Raw genomic sequence first — 25,268 nt, 5'->3', positions numbered from 1 at the left:
CGAAATGCTGAGCTATTCTCAAGCTGTCTGCGACGGTCTTCGCGAGGATGAAGACGGAGTAAGGCGCGAAGTTCTGACCCACGCAGGGAACAGATGGTCGCTGGGCATCATCCACACCTTGGGTGTCTATGGCAGACTACGCCATGCGGATATCGGACGACGAATGCATGGCGTTACCCAGAGAATGTTGACACGTACCCTCCGTCAGCTTGAGAGGGATGGGCTGGTCACACGTTATGATCTCGTGGAGATGCCGCCACGCGTGGAATACGAGCTGACAGAGCTGGGAATGGGGCTGCTTATTCGCATGATCCCGCTTTGGACATGGGTTGTTGAAAATTCGGATCAGTTTCGAAAATCGCGTGAAGAATACGATTCCCGACCGGCAGAAAATCCGTCGTGGCAAACTTTTTGATGGACTGTTCGCCTGTCCAATGGCCGTCTTTTTGAAGTGCGCGAAACGATGCCGTCCCTGCCGATTGAGCGCGGCATGCCCACGGCCAATCTTCTCGCCCATGTGCTGGTCTCGAAATATGCCGATCATTTACCGTTGTACTGGCAAAGCGGCATTTATGCCTGCGGCGGCATGGAGCTGTCCCGATCATTGCTGGCCAACTGGGTTGGCAAATGTTCAAGCCTGATGGAGCCGCTGATTGATGCGATTGAACGGCATGTTCTGGCCGGGTCGCATATCCATGCGACGATACACCGGTGCCTGTCCTTGAGCTTGGCCGGGGGAAAACAAGGCAGGACCGGTTATGGATTTATCTTCACGAGAAGAACGGCCGCATGGCGGTGATACGCCACCAGCCGCCCTTTATAGCTATACACCTGATCGCAAGGGCCTTCATCCGCAGACGGTTCTGCAAGACTTTACCGGTCATCTCCATATCGAAGCCGACGAAGGAGGCACTCGATCATATCGGGCATCTGTTCGACATTGAACGTCAAATTATCAACAAGCCGCCTGATGACCGTTTGGCGGTGCGTCAGTCTCACAGCCTGAGGCAACTTGGCGAAACAAAAAACTGCTTCGCGCATTCCTTGCGCAAGATACCGGACAAAAGCGATCTGGCCGGAGCGTTGCGTTATGCCCTGACCCGGTGGGACGTATGCTTATGATGGCAGATGCGAGATCAGCAACAATGCCGCAGAACGCGCCATCCGGCCTTTGGCCATCGGCCATTTACAGTCTCATCAAGACAGCAAAGATGCAGGGCCTTGATCCGCGCAAATACCTCAGCGCCGTCCTTGAGCGCATTGCAGATCATCCGATCAACAAGATCGACGCCCTGCTTCCTTGGAACATAGACCCCCAGGACTGATCCACTCTCCGAAAGGATATCGCAGGCCCTGTCAAGGTAGTCGTGACACGACGCTTACAACTTATCTGGCAATCGAAAATGTTAAGTAATTGATTTCGCAGAAAGCCGAATGCCGCCTTTTGTGGCACGTGACAATAATCGGGGCCTCGCGACCGAACCCACGGCCCCATGGACTCCCGCTTTCGCGAGAGTGACGATAAAGTTGCGCATAGCCCTCCCCCCCTAAACCGTCATTCCCGCGCAGGCGGGAATCCAGTCCTTCGTGCCACATCCTCAAAACCACCCATCGAACCCGCAGCCCCACCGACCGCTTTCTTTTCTGGCCTCAACCGGCACTTTGCCCTAAAGCTCGGAAAACAGATGGTGATTGCGATAACCCACCATCACACAGGGAAAGCGCCACGAACCATGAATGCACAACAGCCCCAGCACAACCTGACCGGCATCATTCTGATGTGTGCCGGTGTCGCCCTGCTGTGTGTCAATGATGCCCTGGCCAAGGGATTGATGGATCATTATTCACCGATCCAGATCATCTTTCTGCGCAATTCGATTGCCCTGCCCTTTGCCGCCCTGCTGGCGATTAAAATGGTCGGGTTGGGCGGCCTGCGGTCCAATCGGATCGGCGTGCATTTCATGCGCACCGTCATCTGGATCGCCGCGACCATCATGTTCTTCACCAGCATCCATCTGATGGGACTGGCCGAAGCCACCGCCCTTGCCTTTGTCGCCCCGCTCTTCATCACCGCGATTTCATCGGTGCTGATTGCGCGGGTCGGCTGGCGGCGCTGGGTGGCCGTGATGGTCGGTTTTCTGGGTGTTCTGGTGATTGTGCGCCCCGGTGCGGCAACGTTTGAGCCCGTCTCGCTCTTGCCGGTGGCGACCGCCTTTACCTATGCGCTTCTGATGCTAAGTGCGCGCCTGCTCGACCCCCGCGAAAGCATGTGGACGCTTCTGTTTTACCTCAGCTTCACCAGCACATTGCTTAGTGCCTGTGCCGTTTGGTATTTCTGGACCCCGATCCGGGCGGAGGATATCGGGCTTTTCATCGCCATCGCCTTTGTCGGCACCAGCGGCATGACCCTGATCACCCAGGCCTTCCGGGTTGCCGACGCCCCAACCGTCGCCCCGTTTGATTACACCGCCCTTGTCTGGGCCACCGGGCTTGGCTGGTTTTTCTGGGGCGAAACACCCGATCTTCTGACCTTTGTCGGTGCGGCCATCATCACCGGAAGCGGCATCTTCATCATCTTCCGCGAAAAGCGCGTGGCCGAAAGCTGATGCTCCCCCAAACCGTCATTCCCGCGAACGCGGGAATCCAGTCGGCGCTGCCGCAACCACAAAAACAAAACCCGCCTTCCAACGGGAAAGGCGGGTGCAAAACGACGGTTACAACCGATCAGTAATTCGCGTCAAACTTCGGCTTTTCACCGCGCGCCGCTGCCGCTTCGGCAATGTTGCGCAGCAGGTCGCGTTTGCTTTGGGTACGGTATTTCCCGGAATTGCGCGCAACATAATCCGTTCCGGAATAGCCAAGCTCGGCCTTTTTCCGGTCAATGGAGTCTGAAAGCTGTTCAAGCGTCATTCTGCGCATCAATGTGCTCTTCCAAAAATGAAAGTCCGAAATCACCTGCGGTTTCTTCGGAAATCCTGCGATCAAGATAAGCTTTATCGATGATTTCTGCAAGTTTCAGCAGTTCGGCTGCCTGATGGAGCATATCGGGACGCATCGTTGGCGGGGCATTGTATTGCCCCATGCGATCTGCAATCAAATCCTCGACCGCGATGAAATCGACACTTCCGCCACCCGCCAGATCAATGATCAGTATCCTGTCCTGATCGGCATGGCCTTCCATCAGGGTGCGGCCGACAATCTCGACGCCAAAACCAAGGTCAAGATGCTGGAACCCGCGTGCAAAGGCACCAGCCCCAACGCTGCGGACAAAGCCAATGCCCTCAAGCGCGTCTTCAAGTTCCACCTGCCACGGTGTGACAATGTCGATATCGCCGGAAACCAACGCACCTTGCGTATAAAGTTCGACAGCCGCCCCGCCAACAATCACCGGACGCCTGAAACCTTTGCTTTCAACGACGTCGAAAGCACGCGACAACAATTCCAGAATACTGACAAAGTCATCACGATAGGCCATGTGTCACCAATAAAGCGTTACCAACAAAAATCCCCAACCGCATAGGTAATGCTGCGCCCGGTCGCGTTCAGCAGCGCGTCAAGCCTGCCCTTTTCGGGCAATGTCCCGCGCGGTGCGCCAAGTTCCTCGGCATGGATGCCACCGGTCACAAGCGCAACATCAAGCCCGGCATTGTTTGATCCGGCAACGTCGGTCGAAAGGCTGTCACCCACCACCAGAAGCTTCGCATCCGGCCCCTTGTCAAACAGTTGCAGGCAGAAATCATAGGCACTCGCCAGCGGCTTGCCTTCCCAGCGGACATTGCCGCCCAGCACCTCGTAACGTGCGGCAATCGCACCGGCACAGATGATGCGATCCCCGCCGCGGATCACTTCGCGGTCCGGGTTCGGGCACAGCATCGGCAAATCCCGCGCCTTGGCGGCATGCAGCAGATCCTCATAGACCGAAACCGCGTCATAATCGTCATTCGGCCCCGTCACCAGAAGCCAGTCGGCATCGGCGACATCTTTCACAATCTCGATATCCTGCCCCTCAAACATCGACATGTCGCGCACCGGGCCGACACTCATGACCTTGCGGCCAAGCTTGGCGTACCAAGGGTCGGTCCGTGCGAGAAGCTGGCTATAGGCGATCTCGCCCGAAGCCACCGCCGGGCCATAAAGGTCGCGCGCGATACCCATATCTTCCATGCGTGCGACCACGACGCTTGACCGGCGCGGCGCGTTCGACAGAAGGGCGACCGGCACACCGGCATTTTGAAGGGCGCGCATCGCCGGGATGGAGCTTGGATAGGGTGTGACCCCGTCATGCACCACGCCCCAAAGATCAAGGATCACCGCATCGTACTGTTCGATCACTTCCGACAGGCCGTTGATCATCTGATAGCTGGTGCCAACCGTCATTCACCCATTCCACTTCATGTTAAAATCGTCGTCATTGTCGCGGCGGGTTTGACGGAAAAGCCCAAAACCATCCCCAATATCCGTCACTCCCGCGCAGGCGGGAGTCCATGCCGCCACAGGTAAATCTATTCCGCCGGTCCGCTCTTTGGCCCAGCCTTTGGTGCCGCCTTCGGCGCAGCCTTACTTTTCGCCGCAGGCTTGGCCTTCGTAGCGGGCTTTTTAGTCGCCGGGGCCGGGGCCGTTTCCGCCTTCGCCTTCACTGCCGCCTTGGCCGCGCGTGCCTCATCAACCGGAGCCTTCCGCCCGGAAATTTCCGGATACGCCGCCCCAACCGCATCGGCAACACTGGCAAACCCATCCTTGCGCAACCGCCGTGCAAGGTCTTCCTTGATATCGGTCACAAGCTCCAGCCCGTGATAGACAAGGGCGGAATAAAGCTGCACCAGCGACGCCCCATTGAGGATCTTCTCATAGGCATCCTTGCCCGATGCAATCCCGCCGCCCCCGATCAACGGGATTTTGCCTTCGGTCAGGCGGTAAAAATCGGCAAGAACCTTGGTCGAGGGCTCCATAAGCGGCGGGCCGGAAAGACCGCCCTTTTCATCCTGATCATAGGAATTAAGCCCGACCGGCCGGTCAATCGTGGTGTTTGAAACAATCATGCCATCAAGCCGGAGCTTCAAGACCACGGCGGCAATATCGGCCTTGTCTTCCTCCGTCAGGTCGGGTGCCACCTTAAGCAGGACCGGCACACCATTGGCATGGCTATCCCGCGCTTTTAAAACCGACGTCAGAAGCGTCTCAAGCGGCCCGCGCCCCTGAAGTGCGCGCAAACCGGGCGTATTGGGCGAGGATACATTGACCACCAGATAATCGGCATAGGGACCAAGGGCCGCAACGCCCTTCACATAATCGGCCGCCGCATCTTCGGAATATTTGTTTTTGCCAAGATTGGCACCCAAAATGCCGCGCCGCGCACGCTTGCGCAGGCGATCAGCCACCACTTGCGCACCCTCATTGTTAAAGCCCATGCGGTTGATCACCGCCCGGTCGGAATAAAGCCGGAAAAGCCGGGGCTTGGGGTTGCCCGGTTGCGGTTCGGGCGTCACCGATCCGATTTCAACAAAGCCGAACCCTTGGCGAAGCATCTGATTGGGCACCTCGGCATTTTTGTCAAACCCTGCGGCAAGCCCGACCGGATTGGCAAATTTGCGCCCGAAAACCTCGGTCTCAAGGATCGGCGTGGCATCCAGCGCATCATCATCGCGCGGCACCAGATTGTTTTTCAATGCGCAAATCGCAAGACCATGCGCGGTCTCCGCATCGATCCAGCGCACAACCGGCAAAACCAGTGACTTGTACCACCCCACGCGACCTGCTCCGTGCTTGTAAATACCTGCCCTGTTCTTACGCTGTGTAAGGGAACGGGGCAAGGATCAATGCCCTGAAGGCCCGTGCGACAGACACCCCGTCATGATCCGCACTCAATGCCATATGTCATATATATCTTACATTTATGGGGGAAATGCCAAAGCCAACGGATTTGTCAGTTATTTCTGACATTTGCGGTTTTCCTGTCAGGCAAGAAAACCCGACATACGTTCGCTGCACTAGGCAACAGCCAGAGCATCGGCTGCCGAATGCTGAGATGCGGAGTTATTCGCCTTCAAAGGCAGGGCCCGCCTCAAGCATGTCGTAGTCCACATCAAGCACCCTGGCCAGGGCATGCTGCAACTTGCGCGACGGCAGGTTTTTCCCCCGCTCGATCATGCTGATATAGTTCCCGGCAACGCCGACTTTTTCCGCAAGCTCGGTTTGGGTCATATCGCGCCATTCGCGATAAACTTTAAGCGGATGCTCCCCATCGATAATCCGGCTTGCCAGCTCAAACGGATAACGGCTGCCGTCATCCTCACCGATGGCCAGCTCCGCCAGTTCCTCGTCACTCAGAAAGCTCTCGGCCATTTCCGGTGCAATGTCGCGAAACGTCTGAAAAGACATCGTCACCGCAACCGGCTTGTTTGAAAGCTCGTCGCGCAAAAGATTGATTTTGCTCATCTCATCCATTCCCTTTCCCGGAAAGCCGAAAAAGCTCAGGCCTTGTAAACATCACCGCGCACACCAACCCGGATCACATCAAGAATGTGACCATCCTCGCTATAGATCACCCGATACTGGCCGACACGCACGCGATACGCATCCATATTGACCATCTTTTTGATATCAAGATCATCCCGTGCCGGATTTTCCGCGATGAGTTTGATGACATCACGAATGCGCCGCGCCTGCTTTGGCTGCATCTTCTGCAAAACCTTCAGCGCCTGCTTCGATATCGTGATTTTCAGCATGCCCTGCCCTTAATCAACACTCGAAATAACTATAAATATTATTTCGATTTAAGGCAAGACAATAAAGGCCAACTAAACCCGCTCCTCCATCCGCGCATCAAATTCTGCCCGCGCCTTTTCCACTTCGTCGTAGTTATCGCGCGTCCACAGATAAAGCGCCTTGAACGGCCCGACCAGCGACCGGCCAAGTTCGGTGATTTCATATTCGACCGCGACCGGTGATGTCGCGATCACGTGGCGCGCGACAATGCCGTTGCGCTCAAGCTTGCGCAGCGTCTGCGTCAATGCCTTCTGCGTAATGCCCTCAAGCCCGCGCCTGATCGCGTTAAACCGTAATGGCCCTTCCGCCAGAACCGCCAGGATCATCATCGACCATTTATCGGCAATCTGGTCCAGAAGCTCCCGGCTCGGGCAGTTCGAGCGGAACATCAGGGCAGAACATTCCTTAATTTCCATGTCATTTCCTCCGGCGCACTGTCATGCAGGTTTCCTCAAGTATACCTGGTAACCTCAAGGTGCCTGATTGACAGTAGGTATACAACGTATATCTAGTAGCCACCATACACCCATTTCCAAACGGAGAATATCCGATGTCAAATACCGACATTCTGTTTCAGCCCTTCAAGCTGAAAACCCTTGAGCTTCCCAACCGTATCGTCATGGCCCCGATGACCCGTTCCAGCGCCCCGAACGGCATTCCGGGTGCCGCCAATGCGCAATATTACCGCAAACGCGCCGAAGGCGGCGTTGGCCTGATCCTGTCGGAGGGCACGGTGATCAACCGCCCGGCATCGCGCAATGAACCGGGCATTCCGCTTTTCCACGGGGCCGATGCCCTTGCCGGCTGGAAGGCCGTCGTTGATGCCGTTCATGAAGCCGGCGGCAAAATGGGCCCGCAGCTTTGGCATACCGGATCGGTCAAAAGCGCCCAGACCGAATGGGTGCCAGATGCTCCGGTCGAAAGCCCGTCCGGCCTTATCGCGCCCAATGAACCGCACGGCAACACCATGTCGGATGCCGACATTGCCGACACCATCGCCGCCTACGCCCAGGCCGCCCTTGATGCCAAAAATGCCGGTTTCGATACCTTTGAAATTCACGGCGCGCACGGCTACCTGATCGATCAGTTCTTCTGGTCGGGCACCAATCTGCGCACCGATCGCTTTGGCGGCAAAACCATCGCCGAAAGATCAACCTTCGCGGTCGAAGTCGTGCGTGCCGTGCGCGCCGCCGTCGGCCCGGATTTCCCGATCATCATGCGCGTCAGCCAATGGAAACAGCAGGACCTGACCGTCCGTCTTGCCCCCACTCCCGATGAAATGACCGCATGGCTGGGCCCGCTGGTCGATGCCGGAGTTGATATCCTGCATTGCTCGCAACGCCGTTTCTGGGAACCGGAATTCCCCGAACTGGACGGCGAAAAGGGCCTGAACTGTGCCGGGTGGGCCAAAAAACTGACCGGGGCAGCCACCATCAGTGTTGGCTCCGTCGGGCTTTCAGGCGACATCCTGACCGCTTTCGCGGGCGAAGGCTCCAAGACCACCAGCCTCGATGCCCTGATCGAACGCATGGAACGCAACGAGTTCGATCTGATCGCGGTCGGCCGCGCGTTGATCACCGACGCGGCATGGACCGCCAAGGTGCGCGACAATCAAACCGATGCCCTGCTCGGCTTTGATCCGGCAACGCTGGGCGAACTCGTCTGATCCTGCCGATCTCAAAGGCAAAAGGGCGGTGCCATCCCGGCATCGCCCTTTCTTTATGCCCGCCTGAAAACTACCTGAAGGAAAGCCGCCCGCAAAAAAAGGAGGCCATCATGGCTCCCCTCATGGATGCCAACGAAATCACCCGCCTGCAAAGCCGCCTCGCCGCCCGTGCGCCCGGCACATTTCACTTTCCGGAAATCTACGGCCCCGGCTGGGACACGCTTTATATCGGCGACAAGGTCAGGATCGGGCGGGAATTTCTCAATGCGGTCCGGGCCGGTAAATTCCCCACGGTCGAGGATACCGGCCAAAAGCGCGGCGGCGGGCGCGTCTATCGCCGGGTATGATTACCCTCTGCGCATATGGTCGGGGCGCAGATCCTCGGGCAGGATGTGAACCTCGTTATCATCAAGCTTAAGGTCATCAACGCGTGCGACATGCTCGACCGAAAGCTGGTCATAAAGATGCGGAAACAGCGTGCCACCGCGCGCCGGTTCCCATTTCAGCTTGTCATCGACCGCCGCGACCGGCACATGCAAAAGCCGCAATCCGCCGCGTTTCGGGTAATGCAGCGCAAGGGTCTCTGCCAGCGTATCAATCGTCGAAAAATGGATAAAACCGTCCGCAATATCATGCGGCGCACCGGCATAATGCCCGGTCGCAAGCGCTTCCGCCCACTCGTCCGAGCCCAATACGCGGTAAATCATGGTGTGTGATGAATTTGTCATCCGGGGAAAATAAGGTCGCCTGGCCCGTTCGGCAAGCAGGCGAAATGCCAAAGCACAAAAAAACCGGTTTTGGGCTTTTTCTCTCTTGCCTCTCGCGCGAAAAACCTATACCGATGAGGAAATATAAGATACTTATGTATAGTTAAATTATACCAACTAAAATCATCCGGCAAAATCAGAAGACCAGACCACCAAACCGGACACGAGCACGCAGAACATGACGACCAGACAGGCCCGACGCGCCCCTGTAGACCTTCCCGACACCACCCGCCAATGGGTTTCAAATGATCAGGCCCCGAAACCGGCCGCCTTCCGTCGCGGCTCGCCGGGCCACGTTACACAGAACCAGCGCCACCCGGCGACAGAGATCATCGACATTCACAAGGATTTCCGCGCTTTCAGCGGTCCGAATGTGCCCAACATCTGGCCCAACGCTCACCTGCCCCGGCTTGTCGCCCGCCTGATTGCGGCCATCGGCACCGCCTGCGTCCTGTTTTATCTTTATAGCGAACTGGCCCGGATCGCATCCTGATCCGTCTCATCACCTCACACCGCCGCCAGCAGCACCCAAACCAGTCCCGCCATTGATGTCAGCGAAATCAATATCGCGGCCAGCATCAGCGCCCCGTCGCGCACAAGGATCGCAAGCCCGAAGGCGGCAATCGCACTCATCGGTGCCATCCCGGCAAACGGCACCATTTCAAAAAACGGCACCAATGCCGCCAGCAATACACAGACAAGGGCCGCCACCCGCACCCCATGCCGCCCGGTCAATCCCGGCAACCGCCCGTAAAACCAGCGATCAAGCTTCTCGGCAACCGGTTCGATCCGCGCCATCGCATCGGCAACCGTGGCCCCGTCAAACGACCGGCGGCCAAGGATATCGGGCAACCATAAATGCGACCGCCCCAGAACGATCTGAATGGCAAAGACGGCGACAATCACCGCAAGGATCGCGGGCACCATCGGAATCCCCGATAACGGTGTGACCCCGATCAATCCGGGCACAAACAAAAACGGCCCGTAACTCCGCCGCCCCAGCACGGCGACCATATCATCAACCGAAACCGTCCGCTGCCCCGCCGCCGCCCGATCCCGTATCCGCGCGACAATCCCGCCCACGGAAACCGGTTCTGCCTCTGCCATGCCAACCCTCGCTGCCTGTTTGCAAAATCACGTTGTCCCTGCAACGCAAACAAGGGTGGCTTTGTTTCAGGGGATGACGACAAACAGATACAACAACAAACACGATCTCTAACGTAAGATGGCAATGTAGAGAATTATTTTAGGCTGCACGAACACGCCGATCTTAATAAAGAGGAAAAAGTTCTGAACTAAAATCCCGGCAACAAATGAAATTGACTACTCATTTCCAAGCTGAACCAGAGTAGTTGCGCAGGAGTTTGGACATGGCTGAAACTGAAATTGAATGGACTGATGCAACTTGGAATCCCGTTGCAGGCTGCTCAATCCATTCGGCAGGATGCAAAAACTGCTACGCAATGAGAATGGCAAAGCGCCTCGAAGCTATGGGCGTCGAGAAGTACCAAGGGTTGACTAAAACAGTTAATGGTAAAGCGGTTTGGACAGGAGCGATCCGAGAAGATCATGCTTCACTCAGCGCCCCGCTTAATTGGAAAAAGCCGAAAAAAATCTTCGTCAACTCCATGAGCGATCTTTTCCATGCAGACGTAAACGAGAGCTTTATAGCGGAAGTTTGGGAAGTGATGCGCAAAACTCCGCATCACAACTACCAAATTCTGACTAAACGACCGGACAGAATGCTGGAGATTCTTACTCAGAATAATCACGAGGTTTTGCCAAACGTCTGGCTCGGCACAAGTGTCGAAAATAACGACGTTATTTCACGTATTGATTACCTACGGAATGTCCCTGCGGCGATAAGGTTTATTTCTTTTGAACCATTGATTGGCGCAGTTGGCCCCGTAAACCTAGAAGGAATAGACTGGGCAATTGTTGGCGGTGAAAGCGGCCCCAATGCGCGTCCAATCAAAGAAGACTGGATCGATGAAATCCACGATCAATGTGCAATTCACGATACGGCATTCTTCTTCAAACAATGGGGAACATGGGGTTCGGACAACAAAAAACGCTCGAAAAAAGCGAACGGTCGCATCTATCGCGGCAAAACTTGGGACGAAATGCCCGCATATGCTATTTGATACCTTTCCGAAGGTGCTCAACAATTTTTCTCGCAATACCCTTCGCTGCATTTCTGGGATTGGAAATAGCAAAGAATAGGGAATAAAGTTGGGCACCTCGAGAGCTGATCAAGGGAATTGGATCAGAAACCCACGAACTAAAAACGGTTTCCAACCGCTCCTTCACGTAACTTTCTAGCGCGCGAACATCTTGTTTTCGTTCTAATTCTGGCTCGCTAAAAAGCCCCAACTGAAGATCAGGTGTATAAAGTTTTTCACGCCATTCTTCTGTTCCTAGACACCGAGTAATAGCATTGATTTTACTGTCATCAAGGCTACTCCATCTCCGGGCTGCCTGCCGAACCAATCCAGACATTGGAAACAAAAACCACAAATCTATCGTTTGTGTCGCGGCAATCGCCTTTAAAGTTTTCCACTCAACCTCCATGCCATATGGGTCAAGAAATAAAACAGCCCTCGTACCCCAATGAACCCCGTTTCCTTTCCAATCCGTTTCATTGCAAAATTTCGTCACAAGTTCGTTTGCATCCCCTTGAAAGCATTCTACTGATTTGTTCGGAAAATTTACGGTAAGCGCTTGAAGCGCAGCAACATGCTTTGGATTTTTATCAATGAAAATGTGATGATCGAACCCTTTCTCCATCTGGAGAACTAGGCTCGCTGAACCGGGCGCGACCAAAGTGCTGTTATTGTTAACGTCGAGCAAAGGAATACCATTTTGGGAGACAGTTCGGCTCCCTGTTCCGGCAAATGCATCAATGTAAATATTTCTGAAGTTTTGCTTACTCATTACCAAGAGATAGGCTTCGATATATCGCCTAACAATTTCAAGCTTAATATCGGTATGCTTTCCCCCGAACTTATGTTCAACGTCCATCAGCCACCTCACTGGAACAATCGCAATATCGAGTGTTCACGATAATTATTTCCAGTAAGTAAACAAAAACAATTACACAACCTATGCGCAAGAGTAGCCAGAGTCGGGTTCAGGGTACAGCTAAATCAAGAATCCCCCTTCGCCAGAACATCCGCCGCCTTCCGCGCCACCCACGCGACATCCTGACTCAGTTCAACGCCGCTTTCCTCAAGCCCGGCAACCGGGAACCAGCCCGCATCCAGTGCATCATCCCCCGCAACCGGCTCCCCACCATTCCAGCGGCACAGCATCGCAATCAGGATGAAATGGCGTTTAACCTGCCCGTTCGCATCACGATCAAAGGCATCAAGGGCCGTCAAAACACCGATGGTTTCCGCCGAAATGCCGGTTTCCTCGTGAAGTTCGCGTAATGCGGCCTGTGCAAGGGTTTCGCCCGCCTCGATCTTGCCGCCGGGATATCCCCACATGCCCTGATCGGGCGGATTGGCGCGGCGCACCAGCAAAATCTGCTGATCGCGCACGACAACCGCAATTGTCGCCGCAATCGGCCGTGATGGTAAATGCAATGACGACGTTTGATCAGACATGGCAGCCTCGTCTGCGCAGGCCAGCAGAATCTCAAGCCCCCTGTTAGCCCCCTCCCTGGGTGGTGTTTTCGATCATATCAGCCACACCACCCGTGACAACCCGCAATCACCGCCGCAAACAGGCCGCCATCCCGTCACGCGCCACCCTCTCCGATCTTCTTATCCGCACTCCGCTTCACCACACTGACCCCAAGAACGCCCAGCGCAATGCCCCAGATCGGGCTGGTATTGACCAATGCCGCGATAATCGCCGGGGCCTGAAGTGGCGTTAAGATAATGGCCGCGGCAATCGATCCCATGGTCATGATCCAGGTGAGTGCCACCGCATAGCCAAAGCTCGGTCGCCAGCGCCGCACAAACGCATCCTCGCTTTGCACCTCGGCCCGGATGGTGCGGTTGATGGTTGCCAGAACGCTCCGGTCCCGCGAAAGCTCGATTTCCGCCATACGTTCGGAATGGCGGTTGGCCTCGATGATCTGGGCGGGCGTGACATCGCCCTTTGTCACCGCATCCCCCACCTGTTTAAGCCCCTCGGCCGCGGTTTTCGCGACCGGATGATCAATGGTTTCAAGCCCCGCCCCGACCGCCTTCATCAAAAGCGGCAGGCCGATCTGTGCCAGTAATGCTGGTATCACGTGATACCTCCCCGTTTGAATTAACCGATGTTTTTGAAAAACAGATGCCCGCCAATCTCGGCCACCGGCACCTGTCCGCGCGCCCAATAGGGATCAACCGCATGGGTGTGATAATGCGTCGCCCCTTGGGTCATGTCGGCAATCTCCCCGGCCAATGCCCGTGTCGCCACCCGCTTGCACAGCCGGTATGCCGGGTCGCGCGCACTGAGCTTAAGCAACTTCACCCGGTTCGGATCACCCGCGTTCCAGCAGGAAAACTGCCCCGGTTTCAGGCACACCTGCGACACCGTATTGCCCCACCAATAGCGCCCGCGCGCTTTGGCAAATGCCACCCGGTTCAGGATCACGCAGGCCACCGCCTCGATCCCGCTCAATCCCTCGCCGCGCGCCTCGCCATAAAGGGTCCGCGCCAGAACATCACCGACCGGCAAAACGTGCGGGTCGGCAACGGCTTCCATCATCAGAACATCATTCATCGCTGTTTCCTTTCTTGGGGTTCAAAACCGGCCTCACGCTGCCGGTACATTGTGATCAAGCTTCGCCTCGATCCGCAGCAGATGCGCGGTCAGGCGTTTTTCAATATCCTTGAGGTACGGGATCGAAACGTAGTTTCGCGCCACATCAAGCTTGAAGTCCGCCAAGCCATCGCGAAGCGCGATCATCTCCGCGTCATGACCCTCACGCTGGCTTTCCAGCCGCGCCGAAAGCTCGCTCCGCATCCGCCAGTTCAGCCAGAAAAGCCCCGCCACCGCCGGAATTTCCACCGCCGTAATCCACCAGATCAGATCAACCGGTCCATTCATCACATCCTCCTGCCCCTTTGCATAAATCGCCCATGAAAAAGGGCCCGCCTCGGAAATGCGGACCCACATGAAATTTTACCAAGCCGCCCGCCCCCTCTCCCGCCCCGCCCCGGCACAAAAAAGACCGGCACAAAAAAGACCCGCAAACCGAAAGGCTTGCGGGTCAGTCAAGGAGGTCACTCATCAAAACCAGACAAGATAGGATCAGCCGTCGTCTCAATCGTCCCGATTGTCTTCGTCTCAGTCATCCGTCAATGGTCACCAGCCGGGTCCGCAAGCACCCACCGGGAGGATAGGGTCGGTTGCGGGGCTGGTGTCTCGGTCCGGGGCGCGCCGAAAATTCAGGCGTGCGGCCCGTTAAGCTTTACCTCAAGCTCCTGCCACGCCTCGCCCGATGCCACAAGGCAGCTTGCCCCGTTGGGCGAGGTAAACAGGATGGTCCATGTCTTGCCGTCAGGGGCTTTCAACACCTCGATCACGCCGCCATTGGCGGTCACGCCAACCGCGACCGGTTCCTCGGAATATTTCGCGCTCAGGCTGTTGATCACCTTGGTGCGGTCGCCGCAAACCGGCGATACGGTCTGCGCCGTAACCGGACTGGCAAGGGTGATGCCACCGGTCATTACGGCAATCAGGCTTACAGTTTTCCACATGGTCAGGCCCTCCTTTAAGGGACAGGCAGTGCGGTGCGCCCGGGATGAACGGCAGGGGCGTCTTGTGTTCCGGCACTGCTAAATTGACCAACGCCGCGCCTTGCGGCAACAAACCCGTATCGGCTCAAAGGCTACGAATTATTCCTTAGTATAGTTAATTTTCGCAATTACTATTCAACCATATAGTTAAGGTAATCACGAATATTGAATTTTCCATGAATTTCTCGATTTTGTGATCGACGGATTGCATAAGCATTTGTGAATTCACGAAACTTTTTAGGGCTGAAACCCGTTTCGCGCCGAAAAAGCCGCCCCGGCAGGCCGCCAGTCGCCCCCGGACAGGGCTTTTTCCACCCGCGGCAGGCGCACCGGCTCATGGATCAGGCAGCCCGCCACCGCATCCAGCCCGTCATCATGCTGGCCTGCTTTGCTCCTTCCCCGCCCCCGTCCCTCGCCGGGTCGCCATTCGCGCATTTCACGGATGAACGGCGTTTGCCAGATACGCGCATGCGCATGCAGCAACCCCGCACTCAACACCGCGCCAAATGCATCCTCGATCCGCGCGTCCTTGTTTTTCGCCTCGTGATGCTCGACCACACTTGCCGCCCAGTCGGCCTGCTTTAAGGCGCGGCGCAGGATATTGGGCAAAAACCGCCCGACGCCATTGGTTTCGACCCGCACCGACGGCAGATGGTTCTGCCGGATGAATGCTGCTGCCTTGGCGCAAATCTGGCTGGCTTCATCGGCCTCATGCAGGCGTGACGGATCAAATGTCAGCCACGCCATATCATGCAGCCAGTATTCCCCGCGCTCGCAGACATAAACGCACGCAATCACCGCGCCATCGCCCCCCTTTGCGCCCCCACTGGCGCCAAAACTCGGATCAAAATGGCATGCGCCCGCCACCATCCGCCGCCCCGCAATCGACAGCCGAAGCACCCCGTTGGCCTGCGCGATCACCGCATCATCGCCATAACGGCGCAACCGCCCAGGGTCGAGGATCCCGTCACTGGGGGCCAGCATCTTCAGCATCATCTGGCTGGCAAATTTCCGCTCCCCGGTATGGGTCCGGATGTCCTCGATCTTGAGGGTCGGAAACCGTTCCGGCCAGTTCGATTGCCCCTGTTCATCAAGGATCGGCAGGCAGAACCGCTCAAACCCCGCCAGAAACGGGGCGGTCTCCCCGGTTTCGGCCCGGATTTCATCGGCATAGATCGAATAATAGCTATGCGGGGTTCCGACATAAATCTGCGTGCCATCGGGCGACAGGACATAGGCAATCTCGCCCAGCTTCTCGCGCAATTCGGCGCGTTTATGGGCGCTATCGCTGTTTTTGGGCACCTCGACATCATCGCAAATCACCACATCGGCGCGCGACCCGGTGATATTGCCGCCAATTCCCGCCGCCTGCATCGACGGATCACGCAACACGCCCGGTCGTTCCACCGTAAAACGCTGCGTGCCCCAATCGACCCGCTTTTCGGGCAACAGCCCCGCCAGCAGCGGATGGCGTTCAATCACGCGTTTGACATTGCGCACCATCTTTTTCGCCAATCCCAGATCGGCCGCCAGCACCAGAATGCGCAAATCCGCATCGCGATACAAAAGCCATGCGCAAAACAGCCCGACCAGTGTTGACTTGCCCGAATTGCGAAACGCCATCAGCAAAAGCTGCCCCTTCCCCGCCTGCCAGCACGCCTCAAGCCACGCCGCCATATCGCGATGATGCCCCGGCAACCCAAGCCCCATCATCGCATTCCAGATCCAGACAAACTCGCCAAACCCGGCACACCTCGCCCGCACCCGATCAATCACCTGCGCCATCTCCACGCCCCCTCGTTCCGGCGTTTCATCCGCCGGTTCTGTTCAATCCACTGATCTGTTCGGAAACAAAAAAACGGGCCGAAGCCCGTTAACCCGTCAAAGATGCCGGTTCACATCCATCCGCCCGTGCAGGATACGGACAACCTCGATGGTGCCACCTGCCTGCCGGTAGTAAATCACATGCGCACTCATCGCGATTTTAAGATATCCGTCGCGAATATCACATTGCTGACCACTGCGCGCGCCACCTGCCAGATCGTCAAAAACGATCAGGAAATCGCGAATATATTTGTCTGCCTGCGCCGCCGACCAGCGCTGCATTGTGTAAAGCCAGATTTCTTCAAGATCGGCCTCTGCCTTTTGCGAAAGCCGGTATCCGGGATTACCCGCCATGCTTGGCGTTCATCCGCGCAAGAAACGCTTCACCGTCAAACGAAGTCGCTGTCCCTGATTTCTCGCCTTCGATCAGCGCATCCTGCAAGGCACGAACCTTCGCTTCATGCTCTTCCAAAAGCCGCAAGCCCGCCCGAACCACATCACTCGCGGAACCATAACGCCCCGACTGGACCTGTCCGTCGATGAAACCGGTGAAATGTTCGCCCAGCGAAACCGATGTATTGCGTGCCATGCTCGACCTCTCAAATACCATAATGTATTATATATTGGTACATTGGCATTCTGCAACAGTTTGACGTCACTCCGCCCTACCGCCCCACCTTCACCGCGCCAAACCGCAACCCATCGACCAGAAGCTCCACCATGCTGCGCGTATGCGCCGCCCCCGCTTCATCGCCAACCCCGGCGACCGAAAGGTTGCCGATCGCGCGCAAAAGGTCATAGGCAGCAATATCGCGCCGCACCTCGCCCGCCGCTGCGGCAGCTTCCAGAAGCGACATCAGCACCGGCTCGAACTTCGCGCGAAAATAATCGGGCAGCGCATCAAACGCCGGATCGCCGGAATGCAGTGCCGCCGCCAGCCCCTTTTTGGTCGCGATAAAATCGGTATAGCGATTAAGCCAGCGCACCAGCGCCTCGCCCGGCGGATAATCCATCGCAAGCGTTTCTGCGGTTGCCGCACAGGCATCGACTTCGCGTCTGAAAACCGCCGCCACAAGGTCGGACCGGGTCGGAAAACGGCGATACAACGTGCCCACGCCAACCCCAGCCTTCGTTGCAATTTCGCGCACCGGCGCATCGACGCCCGCGGTCGCAAAAACCGCCTTGGCCGCCTCCAGCACCGCGTCCTCGTTACGCTGGGCATCGGCCCGCACCCGGCGTTTCGGTGCGTCGCCATCACCGTCAAAGTCATGTTTTGTCACGTCGTCCACCACGCAAGGCTTCCCTGCTGCCGCCGGTCCCAAGACCCCGCACGCAATCACCCTTGATATACGGAACAACGTTCCGTATATACAATTCATCAAGTGGAACAAAGTTCCGTTTATTATCGGATCAACGTTCCGTTTTTCTTTTATAGGCGAAGCCCCCGACCTTCGCCAAGCAAAACAAGGCACCCTTTCATGAACAATCTGCTTACCGATGCCCGCCATATCCCGACCGGCCCGTCCTTTTCGACCCTGTGCCTCAACCCGGTCCGCCTTCCGGCCCCGGATCGCGGGTTGCCGCTTGACCTGCGCATCACCGCGCCGCTCACCCCACCCTCGAATGATCGGGACCTTCCGATCCTTCTGCTGTCGCACGGGCATGGGCCGTCGCTTTATATCCCGTCCAAGGATGGTTACGCGCCGCTTGCGAATTTCTATGCAGCCCACGGCTTTGTCGTGATCCAGCCGACACACGGCAATTCCAAGGTCGCGGGCCTTCCGGCCGATGCACCGGGTGCGCCGTTTTTCTGGCGCTCGCGCGTGCTTGATATGAAACTGATCCTTGATCAGCTTGACGTGATAGAGGACCAGTTTCCCGCCATCGCCGGGCGGCTCGACCGCTCCAAAATCGCTGCCATCGGCCATTCGCTGGGCGGGCAGACGGTTGGCATGCTGCTTGGTGCCCGTCTGACCGATATCAACGACCCGGATGCACAGAATGTCGACCTGATCGAACCGCGCATCAGGGCCGGCGTCCTTCTGGCCGCCCCCGGCAAGGGCGGGGATAGCCTCAGCGACTTTGCCCGCGCAAACTACACATCACTCAACCCCGATTTCAGCCACCTGACGACCAAAACGCTCGTCGTTGCGGGTGATGCCGATGACAACCCGCACCTGACGACCCGTGGCCCCGCCTGGCACACCGACCCGTTCCACCACAGCCCCGGTGCCGATGCCCTGCTGACCCTGATTGGCGGCAAACATGGTCTTGGCGGCATTGCCGGATATGATGCAAAGGAAACCGACGACGAAGACCCCGACCGCCTTGCCATCACCCAACGCATGACGCTGGCCTACCTCAAATCAGCCCTTGATCCGGCTGATACGTCATGGGCGGACGCCGCCAAAGCCCTTGCCGATCACGCCGCGCACCACGCCCATGTCACACTCAAATAACGCCTGAAACCGGCTGGCTGCACCACGAAACGGTGCAGCCACTGCGCCAACCGCCCCATGGACTCCCGCCTGCGCGGGAGTGACGATGTTGTAGCACTCTGCCTCCTCCGTCATTCCCGCGCACGCGGGAATCCAGTCCTCCGCGCCGCATCCTCACAACCACCCGCCCCTAGAAAACCCGCGCCTAAAAAACCTGCCAAGTCTCCCCACTGGCAAGATTGCGAACATAATCGACCGCCTCCCCGTTCCAGTGATAGGAAAAATGATCCCCCTGCACGGGGATCGGCACCACATCGGGCCAGAACGCCGCAATACAATGCCCGCCATCAAACCGCACACTGGGCCAATAAATCCCGTCCGATCCCGCTGCCCGTCGCTCCGCGCCAAATTTCTGCGATGCGCTATAATCATCGGGGTCCAGCAAATCCGCCCGTTCGCTCACGTCATCAAACACATGATCGATCCGCCCGACCAGCTCGCGAAACTGCGATGTCCAGCCCGGTTCCTCGTCGGTCGCCCGCATCATGCGTGCATGGTGATGCACGGTTTCGGCAATCGCCACAGACCGGCAATCCCCCGCATAATAAAGCCCGTATGTGCCATCGGAAAACCGGCCGGGGCGATAGGGCGAGTAATGGACAAACGGTGCCATCACATAACTCGCCCCCGGTCCCGATACCCGGCGTTCGACCGGCACCTTCGCCAGATTGCCGATGCTGTCACGAATGCGCGGGTTCATCTTGGCCTCCGCCGATGCCAGGGCCTCCCAATCGGCGGGATCGGCGATGTCTTCAAACAGGTCAATCGGCGGATAGATCGACCGGATGATCCGCACGCATTGCGGCCACGCAACATGCCTGCTCCTGCTCACCAGCCGCCACGCTCCGCATCAAGGTAACTTCGGATATCGGCAATATCCATGATCTCGCCGCGCAACATGACATCAAGCGCACTTTGCCCGCCAAACGCCGCATTGGGCTTGCGGATCCACGCATAACCGCGTGCCGGTTCGCGAAACAGATATCGCAATCCCTTGTGAATCCCGATCAGCATCGCCATGCGCGTGCGCAAATCACGATCAATCCGCCCGATATCCTTCTTCTTCCACCGCGCCCATGTGCGCGCGGGCATATCGCCCAGCAAAACCCGCGCTTCCTGATCGCTCAGATCCCAGACACCAAACAGATTGACCGTGGCGCGCGCCAGTGCCGCCGCCTCATCCTCGGTAATCACCGCCCGATCCGGCCGCGCCCCGGTCGGCTCCACAATCGCGAATTCCATCGCACACCTCCATTTGGCATCAATATAGCATTTTTATGCCAAATGGCAAACAACCGGATAACAAAACCACCCACCGCGCCCGCCGCCCCATGGACTCCCGCCTACGCGGGAGTGACGAACGGATGGAAAGACCTTACCTACCCCAAAAAAACCGTCATTCCCGCGAACGCGGGAATCCAGTCAGCCGTGCCGCACACGCCGCACGTCATGTCGATAAAACCGGAAAATTTCGACACGTTCTTTGGATATGTCGACAGCATCGACATAAAGTCGCCCTTAAATCATTACGTGTCGATTTTTTAGTGAAATTTCGACACGTTCTCTTGCTTATGTCGATAGCATCGACATAAACTGTCTTTCGCGCAAACCATGTTGATTGATCGGGAAACAACCATGAACTGGCAGGCAGACAAACCTTACAACGCGCTTCCTCCGCTGCCGCCATCACCTGATCTGCTCGAAACACGACTGGTTTTAAAGGCCTGCGCCCCTGCTCGTGCCGCATTGGCCGAGTTAAAGCAGGCAGGCCGACTGCTTCCCAACCAGAACCTTCTGATCAATCTGCTGCCCCTGCTCGAAGCAAAGGACAGCTCGGAAATCGAAAACATCGTCACCACGACAGACAAACTGTTTCAGTTTGCCGAAGAAGATTCCGGTGCCGACCTTGCAACAAAAGAAGCTCTTCGATACCGAACCGCTTTGTATCAGGGTTTCACAAAACTGACCGACAAGCCGCTATGCACGGCAACAGCCATCGAAATATGCAGTACGTTGAAGAACACCCCGATGGAAATCCGCAAAATTCCGGGCACCATCATCGGCAATCAGACACGCGGCGAAATCGTTTATACGCCCCCTGTTGGCGAAAATGTCATTCGCGACCTGCTCGGCAATTGGGAACGTTTCCTGCATGCCGAGGACGACATTGATCCTTTGATCAAAATGGCAATCAGCCACTATCAGTTTGAAGCTATTCATCCTTTCCATGACGGTAACGGTCGAACAGGGCGCATCCTCAATGTTCTCTATCTGATTGAGCAGCAACTCCTGACACTGCCGATCCTTTATCTCAGCCGCTATATCGTTAGAAACAAACAGGACTACTACACTCTCCTCAATCAGGTGACCCAAACCGGAAACTGGGAAAACTGGCTGCTGTTCATGCTTGAAGGGGTTGAACAAACCTCTATCTGGACCTGCGAAAAAATTGCCGCCATACGAAATCTCATGGACAACACAACAGACCATGTCCGAACGACGCTTCCGAGAATTTACAGTCACGAACTGATACAGGTCATTTTTGAACAGCCCTATTGCCGCATCGCCAATCTGGTAGAGCGCGATATCGCAAAGCGTCAAACGGCGTCCACTTACCTCAAACAACTGGCTGATGCAGGCGTTCTTAATGAGATCACCGTTGGTAAAGAAAAACTGTTCGTTCACCCCAAACTGATGCAGCTCATGACAGAAGACACGAACGAGATCGAACCATACGCATAGCAATTTCCCATTCGCGGATTACTTGCTTCACGTCCCCGCCAATGCCCCCCGCGCTTCCGCAATCAGCTTCCTGATCTCCGCCTCCTCCATCGCAGGCGACTTCGCCTTCTCATTCTCCGCCGCATCCGGGCCGGACGCCCAGCGAAGTATTTTGATCAATCCTTCAAGATGCGAAAGCCCCGCCTTGCACGCCGTCTGATGCGCGGCAAAACTTTTGGCGTCCATTTTAAGGGCTGCGGCCTGCGCCATCCGGCGATAGGCATTGCGCGCGCGACTGATATCGCCGGGCAGGCTTTGCAAAAGCTCCGCCCGCACCGTATCAAGTTCCTCCATCCTGTCCTCCGTTTCCGATTTGGCTTCCATGGGGTTAATTTTCGGGATTTGCCGAAAGGGCGATCAACCGATCATCCACCAATCGTTCCGGCCAATAGGAAACCCCGCGCAAATACCCGTTTAACGCCCCGCTTTGCCCGGCATAACTCCCCACCCGGATCGTGTTGAAACTGCGCGGCATGGCAAAGCCACCCGGCGATTTCAAAATCGCGCCCGCTTTCGCCACCGCCACCCCGTCATCCGCCCACGCCAGCACGATCCGCGTGCGGCTCCCGCGCACAAGCCCGCCATAAAGCGACTGCGCAATTATCGGCGCGCCCCCCTTACGCAATGAAATCCGCAACTGATCCGCCGCACTGTCATAACCCAGATCAAGATGATCATCGTTGAGGTTCCCCGAATGCATCTGCACGATCCGCCAGATACCATCCCAGGCCGCTGGCAATTCCAGATCAAAAACAAACGTGCCCCGCCCGGTTGCGCCCCGGAACCAGTCCCCCGCATCAAGCATCACATCATCCATCGCGCGTGCGGCGGGAATACCCTTGCTGATCATGTCGCTGGTCAAAACAGGCCCGGCCTCAAGCTGCGCATTCCAGATCAGGATCGATGCCGGATTTCCCGAAATCGCGGTGATGATTTTTGGGTATCGGCTGGTGCCCGATGCAACCTCGGCAAAGCCCACCCGTTGCCAGCTTTCATCAAGGCTCACCGCATGGTTTGACGCCCCATCCACCCCGCCCAGCGTAATCTCCGCCGTGCCCGAAACCGCCCGCGCCCAGACGCCAAGGCTGTAAATCTCCCCCGCGATCAGGTCATCGACCCTCTGAAAAAGCCCACCCGCCCCACCCGGAAGGTCAAGGCGTGTGGCACTCATACTCCCATCCGGGGCCGCAACCCCGGACGTCGCCACACTCACCCCCGCATCCTTCTCCCAAAGCGGATTGGAAAACGCGGCGGAATAGCGCAGCAGATTAACCGCCGCCCCCTCGATCAAAAGCCCCCGCGCCCGGCCCAGCACATCATGATCATGGCCCGGCATATCCGCACCGATCTCGGCCAAAATCCCGTCTGATCCGCGTACAATCTTGGGGCTGGCGCGCCCCACGCGCAGACAGCTTTCCAATGGCGCATATCGCGTGCCCATTTTGCATTCTCCGTTCTTGCATGATGAAATCTTGTGGTGTGTGCGTGTGACGCGGCGGAACAAACCACCCGCCTACCGCCGCCATCCCCGCGAAGACGCAAATCCGGTAAACAATACCGTATCCTCAAAACCTACCCGCCAACCCGGCACAGATGAAACCAGCTCATCACCGAACCCGCCGCGATCTGGCGCGTCACACTGTCCGAATGCCGAACCCGCAGCCGAAGCGCATTATCCGTGCCAATCCCGATCCGGGCGATGCCACTGACCCGTACACTCTGCGTCGCATTGCTGCCCGACCCGACAATATCGGACGCCTGCAAATGCGTGCTCCATCCGGCCGCCCCCTGCCGCTCGACATAGGCACTGACCGCCACCGCCGTATCGCCGATGGCGAAATTCACCCCGGCATCGACATGGTAAAAACCGGGCGGAAGGCTCCCGATCCCATGCAGGGCGGCGTCATAAAGCCCGTGGCTGTCCTCTGCCACCTGATCCCATTCAACGATGAAATAGCCACCCGCCGGAATATCCTGCGAGCCTGTGCGCAAAAGCTTCACCACCGGCCCGTTTTGCGCGATCGGTGCGGCAAACCACCGCCCGCCATCACAGATCAGATCAACGCAATCGCCGCGGATCGGCAGGGCATAAACACTGCGCACCGCCGCCCCGTCCAACGGCACAATCTGATCCCCGCTGGCCGCACTTATATCGACCATCGTGCCATCGCCATTGACCACCCGGTATCGCACCCCGTTGCGCGCGGCACTCACCCCCGGAAGGCTCAACCGCCCGCCATTCGATAACCGCACCAACGCCCCGGTCTCGCGGATATCCATGATCCGGTCGCCCGGCGCATCGATCACCGGCATGCGCCGTTCATCCTGCCAAAGCGTGACGTTCTGGGCCCGCAGATCAAGGTCAAACGCCGCCCCCGCCATCTGCTTCTGAAACCCTGCAAGGGCGGTTTCGGCCCGCGTTCCGGCGGCCTCGGCCCGGCTGGCCGCATCCTGCGCCATCGCGCCATGCTGCCAAGCACTAGCAATCTCGCCCGCATCCGGCCCGTTCGCCAGCCCGTCGCCCTGATCGTTCCACACCAGGGCCCGGCCGGGCACCATCCGCGGTAACGCCAGATCACCCTTGTCCTGATCGGCGGGATCAAGCCGCAAACTGCCCACCATCGCCTGATCCACATCGCCAAGGGCCGCGGTCAGATAATCCAGATCCCGATCCACCGCATCACCGCGCGGCGATGCCGAACTGCCATAGGCACTGAGCCGCCGTAACCGCAAATACCGCCGGATCGAAATCGCCGCCCCCACCCATGGCGCGACCTCAAAAATCACCGCGCCACCGGGCGCTTCTTCACCATCATTCAACGCCACATGAAACCCGGTCGTGACCGGCTTTCCATCAACGCGCACCGCCACATCATCACTGCCAAAAACCGCAAACTGAAACGGAAAAACCGTGCGTTCGCCGTCGCCAGCAAACCCGACACCCGCCCCGCCATCAACCTTGAATACCGCGCCCATCTCATCCCCCCAAAAACTAACCCGAACCCGCCGCCCTGGACTCCCGCCTGCGCGGGAGTGACGAACAGATGGAAAGGCCCCACCCTAACCCCGTCATTCCCGCGCAGGCGGGAATCCAGTCAGCCGCGCCGCATCCTCAAAACCAGCCACCGAACCCGCAAGCCCGGTGGACTCCCGCCTATGCGGGAGTGACGAACAGGTGGCAAGGCCCTACCCCAAAACCTCGTCATTCCCGCGCACGCGGGAATCCAGT

At 57.4% G+C, this 25,268-nt stretch carries 34 protein-coding genes and 1 pseudogene; 11 read left to right on the top strand and 24 right to left on the bottom strand.

Going from position 1 to position 25,268, the window contains the following annotated elements; genetic code table 11:
* The first annotated feature begins 4 nt into the window (after positions 1–4).
* The 5 genes and pseudogenes from SMB34_RS17360 (at position 5) to SMB34_RS17350 (ending at position 2,606) form a co-directional block, all read left to right on the top strand.
* Positions 5–415 carry a winged helix-turn-helix transcriptional regulator gene (locus SMB34_RS17360; protein ID WP_240478865.1) on the top strand — a complete coding sequence of 137 codons (411 nt, stop codon included), beginning with the start codon at positions 5–7 and terminating at the stop codon, positions 413–415.
* Positions 416–490: 75 nt separating this feature from the next.
* Positions 491–799, top strand: a complete 309-nt coding sequence (locus SMB34_RS20770) for an IS66 family transposase (protein ID WP_167332783.1) — start codon at positions 491–493, stop codon at positions 797–799.
* Positions 790–1,225 (top strand): annotated as a pseudogene (locus SMB34_RS20765) (IS66 family transposase). Before SMB34_RS20770 ends, SMB34_RS20765 begins: the two are co-directional and overlap by 10 nt.
* The gene (locus SMB34_RS21150; protein ID WP_167332782.1) at positions 1,212–1,325 is read left to right on the top strand and encodes a transposase domain-containing protein; all 114 of its coding nucleotides are present in this window, start codon (positions 1,212–1,214) and stop codon (positions 1,323–1,325) included. The pseudogene SMB34_RS20765 and the gene SMB34_RS21150 overlap by 14 nt, the downstream one beginning before the upstream one ends.
* 408 nt (positions 1,326–1,733) lie before the next feature.
* The gene (locus SMB34_RS17350) at positions 1,734–2,606 is read left to right on the top strand and encodes a DMT family transporter (protein WP_037991910.1); all 873 of its coding nucleotides are present in this window, start codon (positions 1,734–1,736) and stop codon (positions 2,604–2,606) included.
* Positions 2,607–2,724: 118 nt separating this feature from the next.
* Here SMB34_RS17350 and SMB34_RS17345 read toward each other — a convergent pair whose 3' ends face one another.
* The 7 genes from SMB34_RS17345 to SMB34_RS17315 form a co-directional block, all read right to left on the bottom strand.
* On the bottom strand, positions 2,725–2,919 hold the full coding sequence (locus tag SMB34_RS17345; RefSeq protein ID WP_037991909.1) for a hypothetical protein: 195 nt from the start codon (positions 2,917–2,919) through the stop codon (positions 2,725–2,727).
* The gene (locus SMB34_RS17340) at positions 2,900–3,475 is read right to left on the bottom strand and encodes a hypothetical protein (RefSeq protein ID WP_037991908.1); all 576 of its coding nucleotides are present in this window, start codon (positions 3,473–3,475) and stop codon (positions 2,900–2,902) included. Before SMB34_RS17340 ends, SMB34_RS17345 begins: the two co-directional genes overlap by 20 nt.
* Before the next feature lie 17 nt (positions 3,476–3,492).
* Positions 3,493–4,377: a TIGR01459 family HAD-type hydrolase gene (locus SMB34_RS17335; RefSeq protein WP_037991905.1), complete on the bottom strand. Its 885-nt coding sequence runs from the start codon at positions 4,375–4,377 to the stop codon at positions 3,493–3,495.
* Positions 4,378–4,502: 125 nt separating this feature from the next.
* Positions 4,503–5,747 carry a quinone-dependent dihydroorotate dehydrogenase gene (locus tag SMB34_RS17330; RefSeq protein WP_051682385.1) on the bottom strand — a complete coding sequence of 415 codons (1,245 nt, stop codon included), beginning with the start codon at positions 5,745–5,747 and terminating at the stop codon, positions 4,503–4,505.
* Between the two features lie 286 nt (positions 5,748–6,033).
* Positions 6,034–6,435 (bottom strand): helix-turn-helix domain-containing protein, encoded by a 402-nt coding sequence (locus tag SMB34_RS17325; protein WP_167332781.1) that lies wholly within the window; start codon positions 6,433–6,435, stop codon positions 6,034–6,036.
* A 35-nt stretch (positions 6,436–6,470) separates the two neighbouring features.
* The gene (locus tag SMB34_RS17320; RefSeq protein ID WP_037991903.1) at positions 6,471–6,725 is read right to left on the bottom strand and encodes a type II toxin-antitoxin system RelE family toxin; all 255 of its coding nucleotides are present in this window, start codon (positions 6,723–6,725) and stop codon (positions 6,471–6,473) included.
* 72 nt (positions 6,726–6,797) lie between these two features.
* Positions 6,798–7,181, bottom strand: a complete 384-nt coding sequence (locus tag SMB34_RS17315; protein ID WP_037991902.1) for a winged helix-turn-helix transcriptional regulator — start codon at positions 7,179–7,181, stop codon at positions 6,798–6,800.
* A 134-nt stretch (positions 7,182–7,315) separates the two neighbouring features.
* Here SMB34_RS17315 and SMB34_RS17310 point away from each other — a divergent pair, with 134 nt between their 5' ends.
* Both SMB34_RS17310 and SMB34_RS17305 read left to right on the top strand, forming a co-directional pair.
* Positions 7,316–8,431 (top strand): NADH:flavin oxidoreductase, encoded by a 1,116-nt coding sequence (locus SMB34_RS17310; protein ID WP_037991901.1) that lies wholly within the window; start codon positions 7,316–7,318, stop codon positions 8,429–8,431.
* 110 nt (positions 8,432–8,541) lie between these two features.
* Positions 8,542–8,778, top strand: coding sequence for a DUF1413 domain-containing protein (locus SMB34_RS17305; protein WP_223305022.1), 237 nt, complete (start codon positions 8,542–8,544; stop codon positions 8,776–8,778).
* Here the strand turns inward: SMB34_RS17305 and SMB34_RS17300 are convergent, their stop codons facing one another.
* On the bottom strand, positions 8,779–9,159 hold the full coding sequence (locus SMB34_RS17300; protein ID WP_065702185.1) for a DUF952 domain-containing protein: 381 nt from the start codon (positions 9,157–9,159) through the stop codon (positions 8,779–8,781).
* 217 nt (positions 9,160–9,376) lie between these two features.
* Here SMB34_RS17300 and SMB34_RS17295 point away from each other — a divergent pair, with 217 nt between their 5' ends.
* Positions 9,377–9,691 (top strand): hypothetical protein, encoded by a 315-nt coding sequence (locus SMB34_RS17295; RefSeq protein WP_037991898.1) that lies wholly within the window; start codon positions 9,377–9,379, stop codon positions 9,689–9,691.
* 14 nt (positions 9,692–9,705) lie between these two features.
* Here the strand turns inward: SMB34_RS17295 and SMB34_RS17290 are convergent, their stop codons facing one another.
* Complete coding sequence (locus SMB34_RS17290) at positions 9,706–10,305, bottom strand: exopolysaccharide biosynthesis protein (RefSeq protein WP_037991897.1); 600 nt, start codon at positions 10,303–10,305, stop codon at positions 9,706–9,708.
* A 263-nt stretch (positions 10,306–10,568) separates the two neighbouring features.
* On the opposite strand from SMB34_RS17290, the gene SMB34_RS17285 reads away from it, so the two are divergent.
* The gene (locus tag SMB34_RS17285; protein ID WP_037991895.1) at positions 10,569–11,342 is read left to right on the top strand and encodes a DUF5131 family protein; all 774 of its coding nucleotides are present in this window, start codon (positions 10,569–10,571) and stop codon (positions 11,340–11,342) included.
* On the opposite strand, the gene SMB34_RS17280 is transcribed toward SMB34_RS17285, so the two are convergent.
* The 10 genes from SMB34_RS17280 to SMB34_RS17235 all read right to left on the bottom strand — a co-directional run bounded on the left by SMB34_RS17280 (position 11,335) and on the right by SMB34_RS17235 (position 18,049).
* Positions 11,335–12,219 (bottom strand): three-Cys-motif partner protein TcmP, encoded by an 885-nt coding sequence (locus tag SMB34_RS17280; protein WP_037991894.1) that lies wholly within the window; start codon positions 12,217–12,219, stop codon positions 11,335–11,337. The genes SMB34_RS17285 and SMB34_RS17280 overlap by 8 nt on opposite strands.
* Before the next feature lie 125 nt (positions 12,220–12,344).
* Positions 12,345–12,806, bottom strand: a complete 462-nt coding sequence (locus SMB34_RS17275) for an NUDIX hydrolase (protein WP_037991893.1) — start codon at positions 12,804–12,806, stop codon at positions 12,345–12,347.
* A 134-nt stretch (positions 12,807–12,940) separates the two neighbouring features.
* A complete protein-coding gene (locus SMB34_RS17270) occupies positions 12,941–13,441 on the bottom strand; it encodes a 3TM-type holin (protein WP_037991891.1) in 501 nt (166 codons plus the stop codon).
* A 20-nt stretch (positions 13,442–13,461) separates the two neighbouring features.
* Positions 13,462–13,917 (bottom strand): cell wall hydrolase, encoded by a 456-nt coding sequence (locus tag SMB34_RS17265; RefSeq protein WP_037991889.1) that lies wholly within the window; start codon positions 13,915–13,917, stop codon positions 13,462–13,464.
* Positions 13,918–13,950: 33 nt separating this feature from the next.
* Positions 13,951–14,244 (bottom strand): hypothetical protein, encoded by a 294-nt coding sequence (locus tag SMB34_RS17260; protein ID WP_037992016.1) that lies wholly within the window; start codon positions 14,242–14,244, stop codon positions 13,951–13,953.
* Between the two features lie 341 nt (positions 14,245–14,585).
* A complete protein-coding gene (locus tag SMB34_RS17255; protein ID WP_037991888.1) occupies positions 14,586–14,897 on the bottom strand; it encodes a hypothetical protein in 312 nt (103 codons plus the stop codon).
* Between the two features lie 276 nt (positions 14,898–15,173).
* Positions 15,174–16,721: a phage terminase large subunit gene (gene terL, locus SMB34_RS17250; RefSeq protein ID WP_051682383.1), complete on the bottom strand. Its 1,548-nt coding sequence runs from the start codon at positions 16,719–16,721 to the stop codon at positions 15,174–15,176.
* A 96-nt stretch (positions 16,722–16,817) separates the two neighbouring features.
* Positions 16,818–17,114, bottom strand: a complete 297-nt coding sequence (locus SMB34_RS17245) for a type II toxin-antitoxin system RelE/ParE family toxin (RefSeq protein WP_037991887.1) — start codon at positions 17,112–17,114, stop codon at positions 16,818–16,820.
* On the bottom strand, positions 17,104–17,349 hold the full coding sequence (locus SMB34_RS17240) for a type II toxin-antitoxin system ParD family antitoxin (RefSeq protein WP_037991886.1): 246 nt from the start codon (positions 17,347–17,349) through the stop codon (positions 17,104–17,106). Before SMB34_RS17240 ends, SMB34_RS17245 begins: the two co-directional genes overlap by 11 nt.
* 76 nt (positions 17,350–17,425) lie before the next feature.
* Positions 17,426–18,049, bottom strand: a complete 624-nt coding sequence (locus SMB34_RS17235) for a TetR/AcrR family transcriptional regulator (RefSeq protein ID WP_240478864.1) — start codon at positions 18,047–18,049, stop codon at positions 17,426–17,428.
* Between the two features lie 189 nt (positions 18,050–18,238).
* Between SMB34_RS17235 and SMB34_RS17230 the strand changes: the two genes are divergently transcribed.
* Positions 18,239–19,219: an alpha/beta hydrolase family protein gene (locus SMB34_RS17230; RefSeq protein WP_037991885.1), complete on the top strand. Its 981-nt coding sequence runs from the start codon at positions 18,239–18,241 to the stop codon at positions 19,217–19,219.
* Positions 19,220–19,403: 184 nt separating this feature from the next.
* Here SMB34_RS17230 and SMB34_RS17225 read toward each other — a convergent pair whose 3' ends face one another.
* Positions 19,404–20,090 (bottom strand): RES family NAD+ phosphorylase, encoded by a 687-nt coding sequence (locus SMB34_RS17225; protein ID WP_240478863.1) that lies wholly within the window; start codon positions 20,088–20,090, stop codon positions 19,404–19,406.
* The gene (locus SMB34_RS17220) at positions 20,087–20,500 is read right to left on the bottom strand and encodes an MbcA/ParS/Xre antitoxin family protein (protein WP_037991881.1); all 414 of its coding nucleotides are present in this window, start codon (positions 20,498–20,500) and stop codon (positions 20,087–20,089) included. Before SMB34_RS17220 ends, SMB34_RS17225 begins: the two co-directional genes overlap by 4 nt.
* 393 nt (positions 20,501–20,893) lie before the next feature.
* Between SMB34_RS17220 and fic the strand changes: the two genes are divergently transcribed.
* Positions 20,894–22,000 carry a protein adenylyltransferase Fic gene (gene fic / locus SMB34_RS17210; protein WP_037992012.1) on the top strand — a complete coding sequence of 369 codons (1,107 nt, stop codon included), beginning with the start codon at positions 20,894–20,896 and terminating at the stop codon, positions 21,998–22,000.
* A 27-nt stretch (positions 22,001–22,027) separates the two neighbouring features.
* On the opposite strand, the gene SMB34_RS17205 is transcribed toward fic, so the two are convergent.
* From SMB34_RS17205 to SMB34_RS17195, 3 genes are all read right to left on the bottom strand, one after another.
* The gene (locus SMB34_RS17205) at positions 22,028–22,333 is read right to left on the bottom strand and encodes a hypothetical protein (protein ID WP_156962701.1); all 306 of its coding nucleotides are present in this window, start codon (positions 22,331–22,333) and stop codon (positions 22,028–22,030) included.
* A 34-nt stretch (positions 22,334–22,367) separates the two neighbouring features.
* Entirely contained in the window at positions 22,368–23,480 is a 1,113-nt protein-coding gene (locus SMB34_RS17200; RefSeq protein ID WP_037991872.1) for a phage head spike fiber domain-containing protein, read from the bottom strand.
* A 131-nt stretch (positions 23,481–23,611) separates the two neighbouring features.
* Entirely contained in the window at positions 23,612–25,015 is a 1,404-nt protein-coding gene (locus tag SMB34_RS17195; RefSeq protein WP_037991871.1) for a hypothetical protein, read from the bottom strand.
* Positions 25,016–25,268: the final 253 nt, after the last annotated feature.

This window comes from Thalassospira permensis NBRC 106175, assembly GCF_000714555.1.
In the GTDB taxonomy this organism is placed as follows: Bacteria; Pseudomonadota; Alphaproteobacteria; order Rhodospirillales; family Thalassospiraceae; genus Thalassospira; species Thalassospira xiamenensis.
Note: the sequence above shows the minus strand (reverse complement) of the source record. Positions and strands in the feature narration are given on the sequence as shown.